The following is a 14,962-nucleotide window of genomic DNA, read 5'->3' on the forward strand; positions in this document are numbered from 1 at the left end:
CCCCCGCCCCCCCCCCCCCCCCCCCCCCCCCCCCCCCCCCCCCCCCCCCCCCCCCCCCCCCCCCCCCCCCCCCCCCCCCCCCCCCCCCCCCCCCCGACTGTGCCGGCTCGCTCAGCGTTGGCTCGCTCAGCGCACCACTGCTTGTTCCACCAGCAGCCGCACTCCCGCCGCGATCGACTCGGCGTCGATCCCGGCCATGTGCAGCTGCTCCTCCGGCGTCGCCGACCCCGGCATGTTCCGCACGCCCAGCCGCACCAGACGGGGCATCGGGCGGCCGTCCGTGAAAGCCTCCGCCACTGCGTCCCCGATGCCGCCCTCCGGACGGTGGTCCTCCACCGTCAGCAGGCACCCCGTCGCATCCGCCGCCTCCTGGAGCGTCACCGCGTCCACCGGCTTGACCGAGTAGAGGTCGACGATGCGCACGTCGATGCCCTCCTGCCCGAGCAGTTCGGCGGCCCGTAGCGCCTCATGGACGGTCACTCCCGCGGCGACGACCGTCACCCGGTCCCGGTCAGAGGACCGCAGCACCTTGGAGCCGCCCACCGGGAACTCCTCGTCCGGACCATAGACGACCGGCATGTCGCCCCTGCTGGTGCGCAGATAGCTCACGCCCGGCAGCTCGGCCATGGCCGCGACCAGCCGGGCCGTCTGGTTCGCGTCGCACGGATAGAGCACGGTGCTGCCGTGCACCGCCCGGAACATCGCCAGATCCTCGAGCCCCATCTGCGAGGGGCCGTCCTGGCCGATCGCGACGCCCGCGTGCGAGCCGACGAGCTTGATGGCGGCGCGGCTGACGGCTGCCATCCGTATGAAGTCGTGGGCGCGCGTCAGGAACGCCGCGAAGGACGACGCGTAGGGGACGTAGCCGCGTGCCTGCATCCCCACTGCTGCCGCGACCAGTTCCTGTTCGGCGATGTAGCACTCGAAGTGGCGGCTCGGGTGGGCCTTGGCGAAGTACTCGGTGCGTGTCGAGTCGCCGACCTCCCCGTCGAGGGCGACGACGTCGCCCCGCGCCGAGCCGAGCGCGGCGAGGGCCTTCCCGTACGCGGTACGGGTGGCGACCGAGTCGCCGACGTCGAACGTCGGCAGGGAGAGCGGCCCGCCGAGATTGGTGTGCAATACCCGTGCAGCGGGGGGCTTGTGGACATCGACCCGGATGAACCGCGGCCCGCCCAGCTCCTCGATGGCCGCGTCCGCGTCGGGCAGTGGCTTGCCGTGCATGCCTTCCCGGTCCTCGACCTCGGCGACGCCGCGCCCCTTGCGGGTGCGGGCGATGATCGCGCTGGGCTGCCCGATCGTGGAGCCGGCCTCCGCGAGCGCGGCGTCCACGGCGCCGACGTCATGCCCGTCGATCTCGATGGTGTGCCAGCCGAAGGCGCTCAGCCGGCGAGCGTACGCCTCCAGGTCCCACCCATGGCGGGTGGGCCCGCGCTGGCCGAGCCGGTTGACATCGATGATCAAGGTCAGATTGTCGAGATGCTCGTATGCCGCGTGCTCGACGGCCTCCCAGACCGAGCCCTCTGCCATCTCACTGTCGCCCGCCAGCACCCACACCCGGTAGGGGATCTGGTCGAGTCGCTTGCCCGCCAGCGCCATGCCCACACCGACCGGCAGCCCCTGGCCGAGTGATCCCGTGGCCACGTCCACCCACGGCAGCCGCGGAGTCGGGTGCCCTTCGAGGCGGCTGTCGAGGGAGCGGAAGGTGAGGAGCTCCTCGTCGTCGATGGCGCCGGCCATTCGATAAAAGGCGTACAGCAGCGGCGAGGCATGCCCCTTGGAGAAGATCAGCCGGTCGTTACCCGGATGGTCGGGCCGGTCGAAGTCGTAGCGCAAATGGTTGGCCAGAAGCACGGCGGCCAGGTCCGCGGCCGACATGGAGGACGTCGGATGCCCGGAGCCTGCCGCGTCGGCGGCGCGAATCGCGTCCACTCGCAACTGCTGTCCCAGTTGTGCCAGTTGCTCGTTTCGCATGTCAACTCTCCTTGTCGGGCCCGCCCGGCACCCGGGCCAGTTCGGGCGAGGCTGTGTCGAGCGGGACGGACCATGAGCGGACGAGACCCAACTGGACGGACTGGCGCGGCAGCACGGCGTCCAGCAGCCAGTCGGCGGCGACGCGCACCCGGTTTCCCGGCATGGCGGCCAGGTGGTAGCCGCGGGTCACGGCCCCGGCGAGCGGCCCGGACAGCGGTACTCCCATGGGGTTCGCGGCGGCCTGCACGCCGCCGAGGTCGACGGCGAAGCCCATGTCGTGGTGTTCGTAGCTGCGCTGCTCGCCGTGGCCGAGGGAGGCGGCGACGTTGAGACCGGCCGCCTTGCCCTGTCGCGAGGCGTGCTGCGCGGTCATCGGGGTGTACTCCCCCGGCCGGGTCAGGTCGGGCACGGCGGCCGCGTCACCGCAGGCGAAGACCTCGGGGTGACCTGGCACGGTCAGCTTGGGGTCGACGAGGAGCCGGCCGCGCTCGAGGGCCAGTCCGACTTCGGAGACCAGCGGGTCGGGACGTACGCCCACGCACCAGATGATCGTCCTGGTCTCGATGAACTCTCCGTCGTCCAGCAGGGCCCCGTCGCGGGTGGCCTCCTTGACCGAGGTCCCGGTCCGCACGTCGACGCCGCGCCGGCGCAGCACCCGGTCGGCCGTCGATGACAGCCTGGGGTCGAGCTCGGGCAGGACGCGGTCGGCGATGTCCAGCAGCACCCAGCGCGGGCGGGGGCGCGACCCCTTGCCCCAGGCTCGCTGCTTGCGGGCCAGGGCATCGGTGAACAGCTGGCCCTGGGCGGCGACTTCGGTGCCGGTGTAGCCCGCGCCGACGACCACGAAGGTGCGGCGGGCGGCACTGGCTTCGGCGGGAGCGCCGGTGGCTGCCAGTTCGATCTGGCGGGTGATGTGGTCACGCAGATAGAGCGCTTCGGGGATCCCTCGGAAGCCGTGCGCGTGCTCGGCGATGCCGGGTACGGGAAGCAGTTTGTTGACGCTGCCGACGGCGAGGACGAGGCGGTCGTACGCCAGCACGCCGGGAGCGCCCTCGGGGTCGGTGTAGTGCACACGCCGTTCGTCCAGATCGACCGTCCCGGCCTCGCCGAGCACCAGGCGTACGCGCGGCAGGGTGTCGGGGAGCGAGACCGTCACCCGGCGGGGTTCCAGGATGCCCGCCGCGACCTGGGGCAGCAGTGGCAGATACAGGAAGTAGTCGGTGGGGTTGAGCAGCACGACCTCGGCTTCGTCCCGGACTGTCCGGGAGAGCGTACGGGCGGCATGGAAACCGGCGAATCCGGCTCCGACGACAACGACACGCGAACGACTCACGATCGCCTCCGGTGCGGACGAGGGTGTGGATCGGCGGACGGGCTCCCGGGTGCCCCTGCGCCACCAGGCCAAACCCGGGTGCCGGCCGCGCCGAAGCTCACTCGTAGCGGCGGCGGTCCCGCTCGTCTTCGAGCAGCGGGGCCGACGGCGGCATGACCACACGTCGACGCTTGGCGATGCTGGTGAAGGTGGCGACGCCGATAATGCCCACGGCCATCAGGATCAGGCCGATTACGTCGAGGTTGGCGCCCTTCACCTGCCAGTCCGTGGCGAATGTAAGGATCGCCCCGACCGCGATCAGGATGATGCATCCTCCCAGGCCCATACCTCTCACCTTCCGTGCCCTAGTGAACAGTGACTGCGTCCGGGTACCCCTGCCCGGACCAGCCATGCCTGCGGGGCCGCCTTGCCTGCGCGGCGGTCTGCCTGCGCGGCGGTCTGCCTGCGCGGCGGTCTGCCTGCGGGCGGCGGGGACTCGTCCGCGACCGGGCGGTCACACGGCCCCTCCAGGGTGTTCTCGGCGAGTACCTCGCCCTGTCACACCGGCGTCACCGCCCCTTCCCTTCCACTCGCTGCTCTTGGACACTCCGCTCACTCCTGTTTCCTCACAACCAAGAGGACTCCACACTCATGTCTGAACTCAATCGGCGCCGATTCCTTCAGATCGCAGGCGCGACGGCGGGATTCGCGGCGCTGTCGAGCAGCATCGACCGTGCCGCCGCCATCCCCGCCAGTCGCCGCTCCGGCACCATCAAGGACGTCGAGCACATCGTCGTGCTGATGCAGGAGAACCGCTCCTTCGACCACTACTTCGGCGCGCTGAAGGGCGTACGCGGTTTCGGCGACCCGCGCCCGGTGACTCTGGACAGCGGGAAGTCGGTCTGGCACCAGCCGGACCGCGGCAAGGACGTGCTTCCCTACCACCCGGACGCCGAGGACCTCGGCATGCAGTTCATCGAGGGCCTCAACCACGACTGGGCCGGCGGCCACAAGGCCTTCAATCAGGGCAAGTACGACCAGTGGATTCCCGCCAAGACCGCGGGGACGATGGCATACCTGACCCGCGAGGACATTCCGTTCCACTACGCGCTGGCCGACGCGTTCACCGTGTGCGACGCCTACCACTGCTCCTTCATCGGAGCGACCGACCCCAACCGCTACTACATGTGGTCGGGCCACACGGGCAACGACGGCAAGGGCGGCGGGCCCGTGCTCGGCAACGAGGAGGTGGGCTACGACTGGACGACCTACCCCGAGCGTCTTGAGCAGGCGGGAATCTCCTGGAAGATCTACCAGGACATCGGCGACGGTCTGGACGCGGCAGGGCACTGGGGCTGGATCGAGGACGCGTACCGCGGCAACTACGGCGACAACTCGCTGCTCTACTTCGACAAGTACCGCAACGCCAAGCCGGGCGATCCGCTCTACGACAAGGCACGCACCGGCACCAACGCGAAGGCCGGCGACGGCTTCTTCGACATCCTCAAGGCCGATGTGAAGGCGGGGAAGCTGCCGCAGATCTCCTACATCGCCGCCCCCGAGGCCTTCTCCGAGCACCCCAACTTCCCCGCGAACTACGGTGCCTGGTACATCTCCCAGGCGCTGGACGCGCTCACGTCCAACCCGGAGGTGTGGAGCAAGACCGCGCTCTTCATCACCTACGACGAGAACGACGGCTACTTCGACCACATCGTTCCGCCGTATCCGCCGTCCTCCGCCGCCCAGGGCCTGTCCACCGTGGACACCGCGCTCGACTACTTCGGCGGCAACGGCAGCTACGCCGCCGGTACGTACGGTCTGGGGCAGCGCGTGCCCATGCTCGTCGTCTCCCCCTGGAGCACCGGCGGCTTCGTCTGTTCGGAGGTCTTCGACCACACCTCGATAGTCCGGTTCATGGAGAACCGCTTCGGCGTGGGCGAGCCGAACATCTCGCCGTGGCGGCGCGCCATCTGCGGCGACCTGACATCCGCCTTCGACTTCAGCCTCAAGAACACCACGCCGGCCGCGCTCCCGGACACCGACGGGTACGAGCCGCCGGACAACGAGCGGCACCCCGGCTATGTGCCGAAGCCGCCCGCCAACCCCGTGCTGCCCAAGCAGGAGAGGGGTTCGCGGCCGGCCCGCCCGCTGCGGTACGCACCGCTGGTGGACGGCGCCGCTACGCCCTCGACCGGGCGCTTCACGCTCACCTTCAGCGGTGGCGCGCGAGCGGGAGCGCACTTCCTGGTCACGTCGGCGAACCGTACGGACGGGCCCTGGACGTACACCGCCGCGGCAGGCAAGAACCTCTCCGACACCTGGAACACGGCCTACTCCAAGGGCGTGTACGACCTGTCGGTGTACGGCCCGAACGGCTTCCTGCGCACCTTCAAGGGCCCGGGCACGACCGCGGGTCCCGAGGTGACAGCCCGCCACATCACGTGGAGCGGCCGCGTCGAGCTGACCATGACGAATGCGGGCAGCGCCGACTGCCACCTCACGCTGACGAATGCGTACGGCGGACAGAAGCAGACGTTCACGGTGCGCGCGGGCGGACGCGTCGTACACACGGTGGATCTGCGCGGCAGCAAGCGCTGGTACGACCTGAGCGTGGTGTCCGACACCGACAGCACCTTCCTGCGCCGGTTCGCCGGGCATGTCGAGAACGGTCAGCCGGGTGTGAGCGACCCGGCGATCATCACCGGCTGAGCGACTGACCGGCTGCCGTCCCAAGCGGCCGCCCGCACTGCCGCGGGCGGCCCCGCGCCCTGCTCCGAATGGCGCCCGAAGGCCGCCGATCGACCGACACCTGGTCGGGGATTCGCCCCCAAATACGCGCCCGGGCACTCATTCCGTGATTCCGTCGGACAGTTGAAATCCGACATCGGAGGAGTGCTCTGTGCGCAGTTTCACTGTCACGGCTGTTCTCATCGCCTCGCTCGCCTCGGGCGGATCCCTCTGGGCGGCCGACAGGTCCGCTTCCCGCTCACCTGTCGCAGGCGAGACCAACGGCACCAATGTCCTCGTCGTCGGAATCGACAGTCGTACGGGCCTGTCCGCCGAGGAAAAGAACCGCCTGCACGTCGGTGGCAAAGGATGTAATTGCACGGACGTGATGATGGTCGTGCATATCGCAGAGGACGGTCGCCGCATGACTGTGGTCTCCATTCCCCGGGATTCCTATGCGGAGTTCGCCGATCACGCACATCCACGGCACCTCGGAAAGATCAACGGTGCCTTTGCGCACGGCGGCGGGGATCTCGCGGTACGCACGGTGGAGAAAGCGACCGGACTGCGTATCGATCACTATCTGGAGACGGACTTCACCGGCTTCGCGGACACCGTGGACCGCCTCGGCGGAGCGAAGGTATGTACGGACAAGCCCCTGCAGGACCTGGGTTCCGGGCTGAACCTGACTGCGGGGACGCACGAGCTGAACGGTAACCGCGCCCTGCGTTACGTCCGCGCCCGGCACCTCTCGCCACCCGGTGACCTGGGCCGGGTACGCCGTCAACAGCGTCTGCTCATCGAGATGCTGTCCCGGCTGAGATCTGAGGGAGCCTTCGCCGGCCCGGCAGCCGCGGCCCGCACGGCCCTCAAGCTGCGCGCCTCCGTACGCACGGACCCGGACACGAGCCTCGCGGACCTGATGAGGCTGGGCTCTCAACTGCGTCGGCTGGAAGCGGATCGTACGGAGTTCGCGACCGTGCCCATCTCGGATTTCGATCACCGCGTACCGCAGTGGGGCTCCACGCTGCTCTGGGACAAGGACCGTTCCGCCGCTCTGTGGGCCGCCCTGCGCGCGGACCGGCCGATCGTCGGCGACTCCCGGATCCGGCCCAGCATGGACGTCCCGGTCGAGATTCCACCGGCCGGGCTCAGTCTTCGGGTCACGGATCAGGAGGTCGCGAGCGCGCTGCGGGCGAACGGCTTCGTCGTGGAGTACGTCCCGCGCATGCCCGACCAGCCACGCCCCGACGGCCCGACCACCATCACCTACGACCCGGTCTGGGCCCGCCACGCGGCCACGATCGCAGCCGCGCTGCCCGGCGCCAGGCTGCATGCCGTGGCCGGGCACGGCCAGGTCTTCGACGTCGCGGTCGGGTCAGAGGCCACCGCGGTCGTCAAGGTCGTCCACGACAGAAGCAGCGTGGAGGGGGCGCCCGTCCACGGTGACCAGCTGCGGTGCGCGACGCCGTCGGACGCGCCCGCCGGGTGACCGGGCGGCCGGGGGGCGTCTGCCGCCCGGCCGCCGGGCTTCAGGTCAGCTGGAGGACGGAGAGGGTATTGCCCGACGGGTCCGTGAACCAGGCGATGGGCGGGCCCCCCGCACGGAAGACGCCCTTCTCGTCCTGGTCGAAACCGGCGTACCGCTCGAAAGTCACCCCGCGTCCGGCCAGTTCGGTCACGGCCTCGTCGATGTCCGGGACCGGGAAGTTGAGCACGGTGAAGGAAGCCGCGACGTGGTTCGGCTTGGGGTAGACGAGGATCTCGGTGCCGCCCTCGAGATGCAGCGTCAGCATGCCGCCGGTCGCGTCGCTCTCTTCCGTGACCCGCAGGCCGAGCGTCTGGCCGTAGAACTCCTTCGCTTCCTGCAGATCGTTGACCGCGAAGCCGCTGAATGCCTTGCTGTTCGTGAGCATGACCCCTCTCCTTTCGTCTGGCTCAGCTCTTGTCGCCGGGATCGGCGCCGTGCCACACCGTGGTCACGTTGCAGAATTCGCGGATGCCGTGGCCGGACAGCTCCCTGCCGTAACCGGAGCGCTTGACGCCGCCGAAGGGCAGCGCGGGATGGGAGGCCGTCATTCCGTTGAAGTAGACCCCGCCCGCCTCGATGTCGCGGGCGAACCGCTCGGTCTCCTCGTCGTCGCGCGTCCACACATTGGAACTGAGCCCGAAGGGCGTGTCGTTGGCCAGGGAGACGGCCTCGTCCACGTCGGACGCCCGGTAGACGGTGGCGACCGGGCCGAAGGCCTCCTCATGGTGGATCCGCATGTCGGAGGTGACGTCGACGAGGACGGTGGGCTCGTAGTACCAGCCCTGGGTCGGCTGCTCGGGGCGCCTGCCTCCGCACCGTGCCGTCGCGCCGCGGCTCAGGGCGTCGTCCACGAGCTCCTCGATGTCCGCGCGGCCCTGTTCGCTGGCGAGCGGTCCGACGTCGGTGGACTCCTGCATCGGGTCGCCGACGGTCAGCTGCTCCATCGCGGCGGTGAAGCGCTCGCAGAAGTCGTCGTAGACGTCGGTGTGGACGATGAACCGCTTGGCGGCGATGCAGGACTGGCCGTTGTTCTGCACCCGGGCGGTCACCGCCGTCCTGGCCGCCCGTTCCATGTCGGCGGACGGCATCACGACGAAGGGATCGCTCCCGCCGAGCTCCAGTACGGTCTTCTTCACCTCGTCCGCCGCGATGGCGGCGACGGACCGGCCGGCCGGCTCGCTGCCGGTCAGGGTCGCGGCGGCAACCCTGCGGTCACGCAGGATGTTCTCGACCGCGCCCGATCCCACGAGCAGCGTCTGGAAGCAGCCCTCTTCGAACCCGGCGCGCCGGAAGAGCCCCTCCAGATAGAGGGCGGTCTGCGGCACGTTCGATGCGTGCTTGAGCAGACCGACGTTGCCGGCCATCAGCGCGGGGGCGGCGAAGCGTACGACCTGCCAGAGCGGGAAGTTCCACGGCATCACGGCGAGGACGACGCCGAGCGGGCGGTAGCGGACGGTCGCCCGGGAGGCACCGGAGTCCTTCAGATCGGCGTCCGAAGGGTGCTCGTCGGCGAGGAGGCTCTCGGCGTGTCCCGCGTACCAGCGCATCGCCTTGGCGCACTTCGCCGCCTCCGCGCGGGCGGCGGCGATCGGCTTTCCCATCTCGGTGGTCATGGTCCTGGCGATGTCCTGCTGGTCCTCGTCCAGCAGCTGTGCGGCGCGGCCCAGCAGGTCCGCCCGCCGGGCGAAATCCGTGGTGCGGTGGCGGGCGAAGGCGGTCGCCGCGAGCGCGAGTCGCCGGTCGATCTCCTCAGCTCCCAGCGGATCGAAAGTCTTGAGCGTCTCACCGGTTGCCGGATTCACGGTGGCGATGGGCATGCGGCTGTCCTCCTCGAACTCGGTCCTTCGACATTCGCGCGGTACGCAGGGTCCCGCAACGCGGAGCGGGGTCCGGCCGGGCTACCGCTAGCGGCCTCCGCTCTCAAGCCGCAGCTGAACGTCCTTCTCCTGGTCGCCGGCGGCCATGCCCTCCTCGGTCACCTCGAACGCGGCGGCGAGCGCGTCCCTCGTCCGGTCCACCGCCCAGTAGCCGCCCTGGATTCCGACCTGGAGGGCGGCGGTGAGCCGCGCGGGCTTGTCCGGATCGGGCGCAGGCTTGTCCGGAGCGTGCGAGGGCGCCACGTCGAAGGTCGCGGTCCATACGCTCAGATGAGGGTGGGGCGTGTACTGCGGGGCGTCATCGTCAGCCCGGTCCGAGGCGAATGACTGCCCCAGTACGCGAAAGACGGTGTCTGCGTCCTCCTTCGAGCAACCGCTGAGCGTCACCACGACCGGCGTCGTGGGCTCCTGTGTGCTGTTCACCGTGGTTCCTGCCTCTCCGAACGCTGTTCAAGGGCCGCCCGCTGGGGGCCGACGGTGTACCGGGGGTCCTCGGCGGAGGCGATGCCTGCGGCGAAGACCCCGAAACGTGTGCAGGCCGAGCCCGCGAGGAGCGCGAGGCCGCTCGCGACGGCGGCCGGCCGGCTGCGATGTCCCAGGAGCACGGCGCCCACCGCGCCTGCCGCGGTGAGCAGCCTGGCGGAGCGCAGCAGTGTGCCCGCGCGTCCCTCGCGCCAGGTTTCTGCGACCATGCCGAGCCGCCGCTGGGCGGCGTCGGCGGCCGTCGCCTCGGCCGCTGCGGCCAGTGCGGCCGCGCAGCGGGCCGGCGCCGTCTCGTGCCGGGGGCCCAGCACCAGAGCCATCCCGGAGGCTGCCGCGGTCGCCGACGCGGCAAAGACGTACGGCAGTTCGCGGTGCGCGCCGTGCCAGGCCGGTACGGCGGTGTCGGCCGCGAGCACTGCGGTGTAGGCGGCGAGCGCCGGTCCCAGCACCGCCGCGCCGGCCGTGGCCGTGGCTCCGATCCGCGGCAGCCGTCCGGTGACCGCGCTCGTGGCAGCCGCCCCGGCAGCGGGTCCGTACACCGTCAGCAGCCAGGAGCCGACGCTCATGGGTGAGGTCGGCTTGAAGACACGCAGCATGTGGGCGAATCGGCCGGGCTTGCCGAGGTCGTTGACGAGTGCGGCCGCGGACAGGGAGACGGCGGCCAGCGAAGAGACCTTCATCGCGGTCGCGGTGCACGTGCGGCCCGTCAGGTGCGCGCCCGCGGCCAGGACCGATCCGGCCCCGGCGAGCCCGCCGAGGAAGAAGTATCCGGCGATGTCACGCGCTGCCCAGGCAGGCGCCTTGATGACGGGCCTTCCGTAGTACGAGTCGAACTCGGCCCGTGGCACCATCAGTTGCTCGCCGCGGCGCTTCATCGGCGTACCTTCCGTCCGGTCATCGCGGGGAGCGCGAACGACAGCGCGAAGCTGCCCGCCAGGGCGAGCGCCGCGGCGCCCGCGTGCTTCCACATCGTGGGGAGGTCGCGCGTGGTGACCACCGGGTCCGGAGGCAGTCCGTAGACCTCCGGCTCGTCCAGCAGCAGGAAGAACGCGCCGTCGCCTCCGACGCCGTCCTGCGGATCGTGCCCGTACAGCCGTGCGTCGCTCACTCCGCTCGCATGCAGCTGGTCGACCCGAAGCGCGGCCCGTTCGCGCAGTTCGTCCAGGGGGCCGAACTGGATCGACTCGGTCGGGCATGCCTTGGCGCACGCCGGCTCCTGGCCGGCGCCGAGACGGTCGTAGCACATGGTGCATTTGAAGGCGCGGCCGTCTGCGGGCCGTTGCTCGATCACGCCGTAGGGGCACGCCGGAACGCAGTAGCCGCAGCCGTTGCAGATGTCCTCCTGGACGACGACCGTGCCGAACTCGGTCCGGAAGAGCGAACCGGTCGGGCACACGTCCAGGCAGGCGGCGTGCGTGCAGTGTTTGCAGACGTCCGAGGACATCAGCCAGCGGAACTCGCCGTCGGCGAGCGGGAGTCCGGCCCGGTCGCTGCCGCCGTCGACGAGCGGGAGTTCGGTGCGCCCCCCGGGCGCCGGCTGCTCGATGAACGCCACGTGCCGCCAGGTCGACGCCCCGAGCCCCCCGGTGTTGTCGTACGACATCCCGGACAGCGACAGCCCGTCCTCCGGGATGGCGTTCCACTCCTTGCACGCGACCTCGCACGCCTTGCACCCGATGCAGACGGAGGTGTCCGTGAAGAAACCCATGCGCTCCTGGTCGGCGGTCACTTCCCGGCCTCCGTTCCGGTCGTCTCTGTGATGCCCGCCATGCGGCGGTATTCGGCGACGAGCTTCGGCAGATCCGGTCCGCGCGGCCGCCGTCCGGGGCGGATGTCGGCGGTGAGCGCCTTGTCCTCCTGGATGTGGGCGTTGGGGTCCAGGGCGATGGCGACGAGTTCGTTGGCCGCGTCGCCGGTGGCCACTCCGTTGGGTCCCCAGTGGAAGGGCAGACCGATCTGGTGGACCGTACGGCCGTGCACGGTCAGGGGTTTGATCCGCTCGGTCACCAGCACGCGCGCTTCGACGGCGTTGCGGGCGGTGATGATCGTGGCCCAGCCGCCGTGCTCCAGACCCCGCTCGGCGGCGAGTTGCGGGGACAGTTCGCAGAAGAACTCCGGCTGCAGTTCGGAGAGGTACGGCGACCAGCGGCTCATGCCGCCCGCGGTGAAGTGCTCGGTCAGCCGGTAGGTGGTGACGACGTACGGATAGACGTCGGCACCGGGCTCGTCCCCGCTGGGGTGGTAGCGGTTGCCCTCCCTCGGGTGCAACTGCCGTACCGGGGAACGGGAGACCGACGGGTACAGGGCGTTGGTGAAGGGCGAGTCCTGCGGCTCGTAGTGCGTGGGCAGCGGGCCGTCCTCGAGGCCGGCGGGTGCGTACAGCCAGCCCTTGCCGTCGGCCTGCATGATGAACGGGTCGTCGCCGCGCAGCGCGTCCGGCCCTCTGGCGTCCTCAGTCGGTACGTGGCCGGGGGCGCGGTCCGGTACGAAGTCGGGGATGTCGTGCCCGGTCCACCGCGCGTCGGCCTCGTCCCACCAGACGAGCGCCTTGCGCGCGCTCCATGGTGTGCCGTCCGGGGCCGCGGACGCCCGGTTGTAGAGGATGCGGCGATTTGCGGGCCAGGACCAGGCCCACTCGGCGGCGATCCAGTCCTGTTCGGTGTGCGGCTTGCGTCGGGCGGCCTGGTTGACGCCGTCCGCGTACACACCGCAGTAGATCCAGCAGCCGCACTTGGTGGAGCCGTCGTCCTTGAGTTCGGTGTACGCCGAAAGCGGCGCGCCGTCGGGCCCGTGCCCGTTGATCTCGGCCAGGACTGCTGCCGCGATGGGTTCGCCGAGTGGGCCCTCCACCGGATAGTCCCAGGTCAGGTCCTGTACGGGCCGGTCCATCTGGTCGGTGGAGGCGGCCAGTTTCGTCTTGATGCGACGGCCCAGGTGGTACGTGAACCACAGGTCGCTGCGCGCGTCGCCCTCGGGCTCGACGGCGGCGTGGTGCCACTGGAGCCAGCGATTGGTGTTGGTGAACGAGCCGGACTTCTCGGTGTGCGAGGCGGCCGGGAAGAAGAACACCTCGGTGCCGATGTCCTCGGCGCGCATCTCGCCGGTCTCGGTCTCCGGCCCGTCCTTCCACCATGTCGCGGACTCGATCAGCGAGAAGTCCCGTACGACCAGCCACTCCAACTGCGCCATACCGAGGCGCTGGAGCCGGGTGTTGGCCGAGCCGACGGCCGGGTTCTCGCCCATCAGGAAGTAGCCCTTGCACACTCCGTCGAGCTGGGCCATGACGGTCTCGTACGTGCTGTGGGATCCGGTCAGCCGCGGCAGGTGCTCGAAGCAGTAGTCGTTCTCCTCGGTGGCCGCGTCGCCGAAATAGGCCTTGAGGAGGCTGACGCTGTAGGCCCGCATGTTGCCCCAGAAGCCTTTGTCGGTGCGGCTCGCCTCGACGTAGGCGGCCAGGTCCTCGTGGGCGTGCGCGTGCGGCATCGGCAGATAGCCGGGCAGCAGGTTGAAGAGGGTGGGGATGTCGCTGGAGCCCTGGATGGAGGCGTGGCCACGCAGCGCCTGGATGCCTCCGCCGGGGCGGCCGATGTTGCCGAGGAGGAGCTGGAGCACGCTCGCGGCCCGGATGTACTGCGATCCCACCGTGTGCTGGGTCCAGCCCACCGCGTAGACGAAGGCGCTGGTGCGTTCGCGGCCGGAATTGGAGGTGAGGGCTTCGCAGACGTCGAGGAAGGTGTCGCGGGGGACGCCGCAGGTCTGCTCCACCAACTCCGGGGTGTAGCGGGCGTAGTGGCGTTTGAGGATCTGGTACACGCAGCGTGGGTGCTGGAGGGTTTCGTCGCGGGGGGCCCGGTGGTCCGCCCGCGCACCGCCCGAGCCGTGTGTCTCGGCTGCGCCGGCGGCGTGCAGCCGGTCGTGGGCGCCCGGATCCTGCACGCGGTGCTCGTACCGCTCGTCGACCTCGTCGGCGGGCGCCTGGACTTCGGTTCCTTCGTACTGCCAGCTCAGCGGGTCGTAGTGGTGTCTGTCCTCGTCCAGCCCGGAGAAGACACCGTCGATGTCCTCGGTGTCGCGGAAGTCCTCGCCGACCAGCGTGGCGGCGTTGGTGTACGCGGACACGTACTCCCGGAAGTCCTTCTCCTCGGTGAGGACATGGTTGATGATCCCGCCGAGGAAGGCGATGTCGCTGCCCGCCCGGATCGGCACGTGCAGGTCGGCGAGGGCGCTGGTGCGCGTGTAGCGGGGGTCGACATGGATGATGCGTGCCCCGCGCGCCTTGGCCTCCATGACCCACTGGAAGCCGACCGGATGCGCCTCGGCGTAGTTGGAGCCCTGGATGACGATGCAGTCGGAGTGCTGGAGGTCCTGCATGAAGGTGGTCGCGCCGCCTCGGCCGAACGATGTGCCGAGGCCGGTGACGGTCGAGCTGTGGCAGACCCGGGCCTGGTTCTCGACCTGGATCACGCCGAGGCCGGTCAGCAACTTCTTGATCAGGTAGTTCTCCTCGTTGTCGAGGGTGGCGCCGCCGAGGCTCGCGATCCCGAGCGTGCGCGCGGTGCGCAGCCCGTCGTACTCCCACTCCCACGTGCGCCGCCTGGTCTCGACGACCCGGTCGGCGACCATGTCCATGGCCGTCTCCAGGTCGAGCCGGATCCAGTCGGTTGCGTACGGAGCCCGGTACAGCACCTGGTGACGGCGGGCGGAGCCGGTGGTGAGCTGGAGCGTGGCGGAGCCTTTTGGGCACAGCCGTCCCCGGCTGACGGGCGAGTCCGGGTCGCCCTCGATCTGTACGACGCGATCGTCCTTGACGTACACCTGCTGGCCGCAGCCGACGGCGCAGTAGGGGCAGACGGACCGCACGACCCGGTCGGCGGTCGCGGTGCGCGGACGGAGCCGCTCCGTGCGGGCCGACGTGACGGCCCGGCCTCGGCCCAGCGGGTCGGAGCCGGTGAGCTGCCGGTAGACAGGCCAATGGCGGATCGGTTCGAACACACCCATTCGCTCCTCCAGCAGATCTGCGGTCTTGGGTCTCGCAGGGGTGTCACCACAAGACTCCCCCGG

General features: G+C 70.3%; 11 protein-coding genes. 2 read left to right on the forward strand and 9 right to left on the reverse strand.

Annotation, left to right across the window (positions count from 1 at the left end):
• Positions 1–126: 126 nt before the first annotated feature.
• The 3 genes from ACFYWY_RS23875 to ACFYWY_RS23885 all read right to left on the reverse strand — a co-directional run bounded on the left by ACFYWY_RS23875 (position 127) and on the right by ACFYWY_RS23885 (position 3,629).
• The gene (locus ACFYWY_RS23875) at positions 127–1,971 is read right to left on the reverse strand and encodes a transketolase (protein ID WP_389190037.1); all 1,845 of its coding nucleotides are present in this window, start codon (positions 1,969–1,971) and stop codon (positions 127–129) included.
• 1 nt (position 1,972) lies between these two features.
• Positions 1,973–3,304, reverse strand: coding sequence for an NAD(P)/FAD-dependent oxidoreductase (locus tag ACFYWY_RS23880; RefSeq protein ID WP_389190038.1), 1,332 nt, complete (start codon positions 3,302–3,304; stop codon positions 1,973–1,975).
• 97 nt (positions 3,305–3,401) lie between these two features.
• Positions 3,402–3,629, reverse strand: a complete 228-nt coding sequence (locus ACFYWY_RS23885; protein WP_389190039.1) for a DUF6458 family protein — start codon at positions 3,627–3,629, stop codon at positions 3,402–3,404.
• 305 nt (positions 3,630–3,934) lie between these two features.
• Between ACFYWY_RS23885 and ACFYWY_RS23890 the strand changes: the two genes are divergently transcribed.
• Together ACFYWY_RS23890 and ACFYWY_RS23895 are read left to right on the forward strand one after the other, a co-directional pair.
• On the forward strand, positions 3,935–5,992 hold the full coding sequence (locus ACFYWY_RS23890; protein WP_389190040.1) for a phosphocholine-specific phospholipase C: 2,058 nt from the start codon (positions 3,935–3,937) through the stop codon (positions 5,990–5,992).
• A 190-nt stretch (positions 5,993–6,182) separates the two neighbouring features.
• On the forward strand, positions 6,183–7,502 hold the full coding sequence (locus tag ACFYWY_RS23895) for an LCP family protein (protein ID WP_389190041.1): 1,320 nt from the start codon (positions 6,183–6,185) through the stop codon (positions 7,500–7,502).
• A 40-nt stretch (positions 7,503–7,542) separates the two neighbouring features.
• Here the strand turns inward: ACFYWY_RS23895 and ACFYWY_RS23900 are convergent, their stop codons facing one another.
• The 6 genes from ACFYWY_RS23900 to fdh form a co-directional block, all read right to left on the reverse strand.
• Complete coding sequence (locus tag ACFYWY_RS23900; protein WP_389190042.1) at positions 7,543–7,926, reverse strand: VOC family protein; 384 nt, start codon at positions 7,924–7,926, stop codon at positions 7,543–7,545.
• A 22-nt stretch (positions 7,927–7,948) separates the two neighbouring features.
• A complete protein-coding gene (locus tag ACFYWY_RS23905; RefSeq protein WP_389190043.1) occupies positions 7,949–9,358 on the reverse strand; it encodes an NADP-dependent succinic semialdehyde dehydrogenase in 1,410 nt (469 codons plus the stop codon).
• Positions 9,359–9,445: 87 nt separating this feature from the next.
• Positions 9,446–9,841 (reverse strand): hypothetical protein, encoded by a 396-nt coding sequence (locus ACFYWY_RS23910; protein WP_389190044.1) that lies wholly within the window; start codon positions 9,839–9,841, stop codon positions 9,446–9,448.
• Positions 9,838–10,776: an NrfD/PsrC family molybdoenzyme membrane anchor subunit gene (gene nrfD, locus ACFYWY_RS23915; RefSeq protein WP_389190045.1), complete on the reverse strand. Its 939-nt coding sequence runs from the start codon at positions 10,774–10,776 to the stop codon at positions 9,838–9,840. The genes ACFYWY_RS23910 and nrfD overlap by 4 nt, the downstream gene beginning before the upstream one ends.
• Positions 10,773–11,609, reverse strand: a complete 837-nt coding sequence (locus tag ACFYWY_RS23920; RefSeq protein ID WP_389190153.1) for a 4Fe-4S dicluster domain-containing protein — start codon at positions 11,607–11,609, stop codon at positions 10,773–10,775. Before ACFYWY_RS23920 ends, nrfD begins: the two co-directional genes overlap by 4 nt.
• Before the next feature lie 17 nt (positions 11,610–11,626).
• Positions 11,627–14,899, reverse strand: a complete 3,273-nt coding sequence (gene fdh, locus ACFYWY_RS23925) for a formate dehydrogenase (protein ID WP_389190046.1) — start codon at positions 14,897–14,899, stop codon at positions 11,627–11,629.
• Positions 14,900–14,962 lie beyond the last annotated feature (63 nt).

This window comes from Streptomyces sp. NPDC002870 (genome assembly GCF_042888505.1).
Lineage (GTDB): Bacteria > Actinomycetota > Actinomycetes > Streptomycetales > Streptomycetaceae > Streptomyces.

Coding starts and splice junctions, on each gene's coding strand:
- ACFYWY_RS23885 (WP_389190039.1), bottom strand. CDS start 3,629: ATGGGCCTGGGAGGATGCATCATCCTGATCGCGGTCGGGGCGATCCTT.
- ACFYWY_RS23890 (WP_389190040.1), top strand. CDS start 3,935: ATGTCTGAACTCAATCGGCGCCGATTCCTTCAGATCGCAGGCGCGACG.
- ACFYWY_RS23875 (WP_389190037.1), bottom strand. CDS start 1,971: ATGCGAAACGAGCAACTGGCACAACTGGGACAGCAGTTGCGAGTGGAC.
- fdh (WP_389190046.1), bottom strand. CDS start 14,899: ATGGGTGTGTTCGAACCGATCCGCCATTGGCCTGTCTACCGGCAGCTC.
- ACFYWY_RS23905 (WP_389190043.1), bottom strand. CDS start 9,358: ATGCCCATCGCCACCGTGAATCCGGCAACCGGTGAGACGCTCAAGACT.
- ACFYWY_RS23900 (WP_389190042.1), bottom strand. CDS start 7,926: ATGCTCACGAACAGCAAGGCATTCAGCGGCTTCGCGGTCAACGATCTG.
- ACFYWY_RS23920 (WP_389190153.1), bottom strand. CDS start 11,609: ATGGGTTTCTTCACGGACACCTCCGTCTGCATCGGGTGCAAGGCGTGC.
- nrfD (WP_389190045.1), bottom strand. CDS start 10,776: ATGAAGCGCCGCGGCGAGCAACTGATGGTGCCACGGGCCGAGTTCGAC.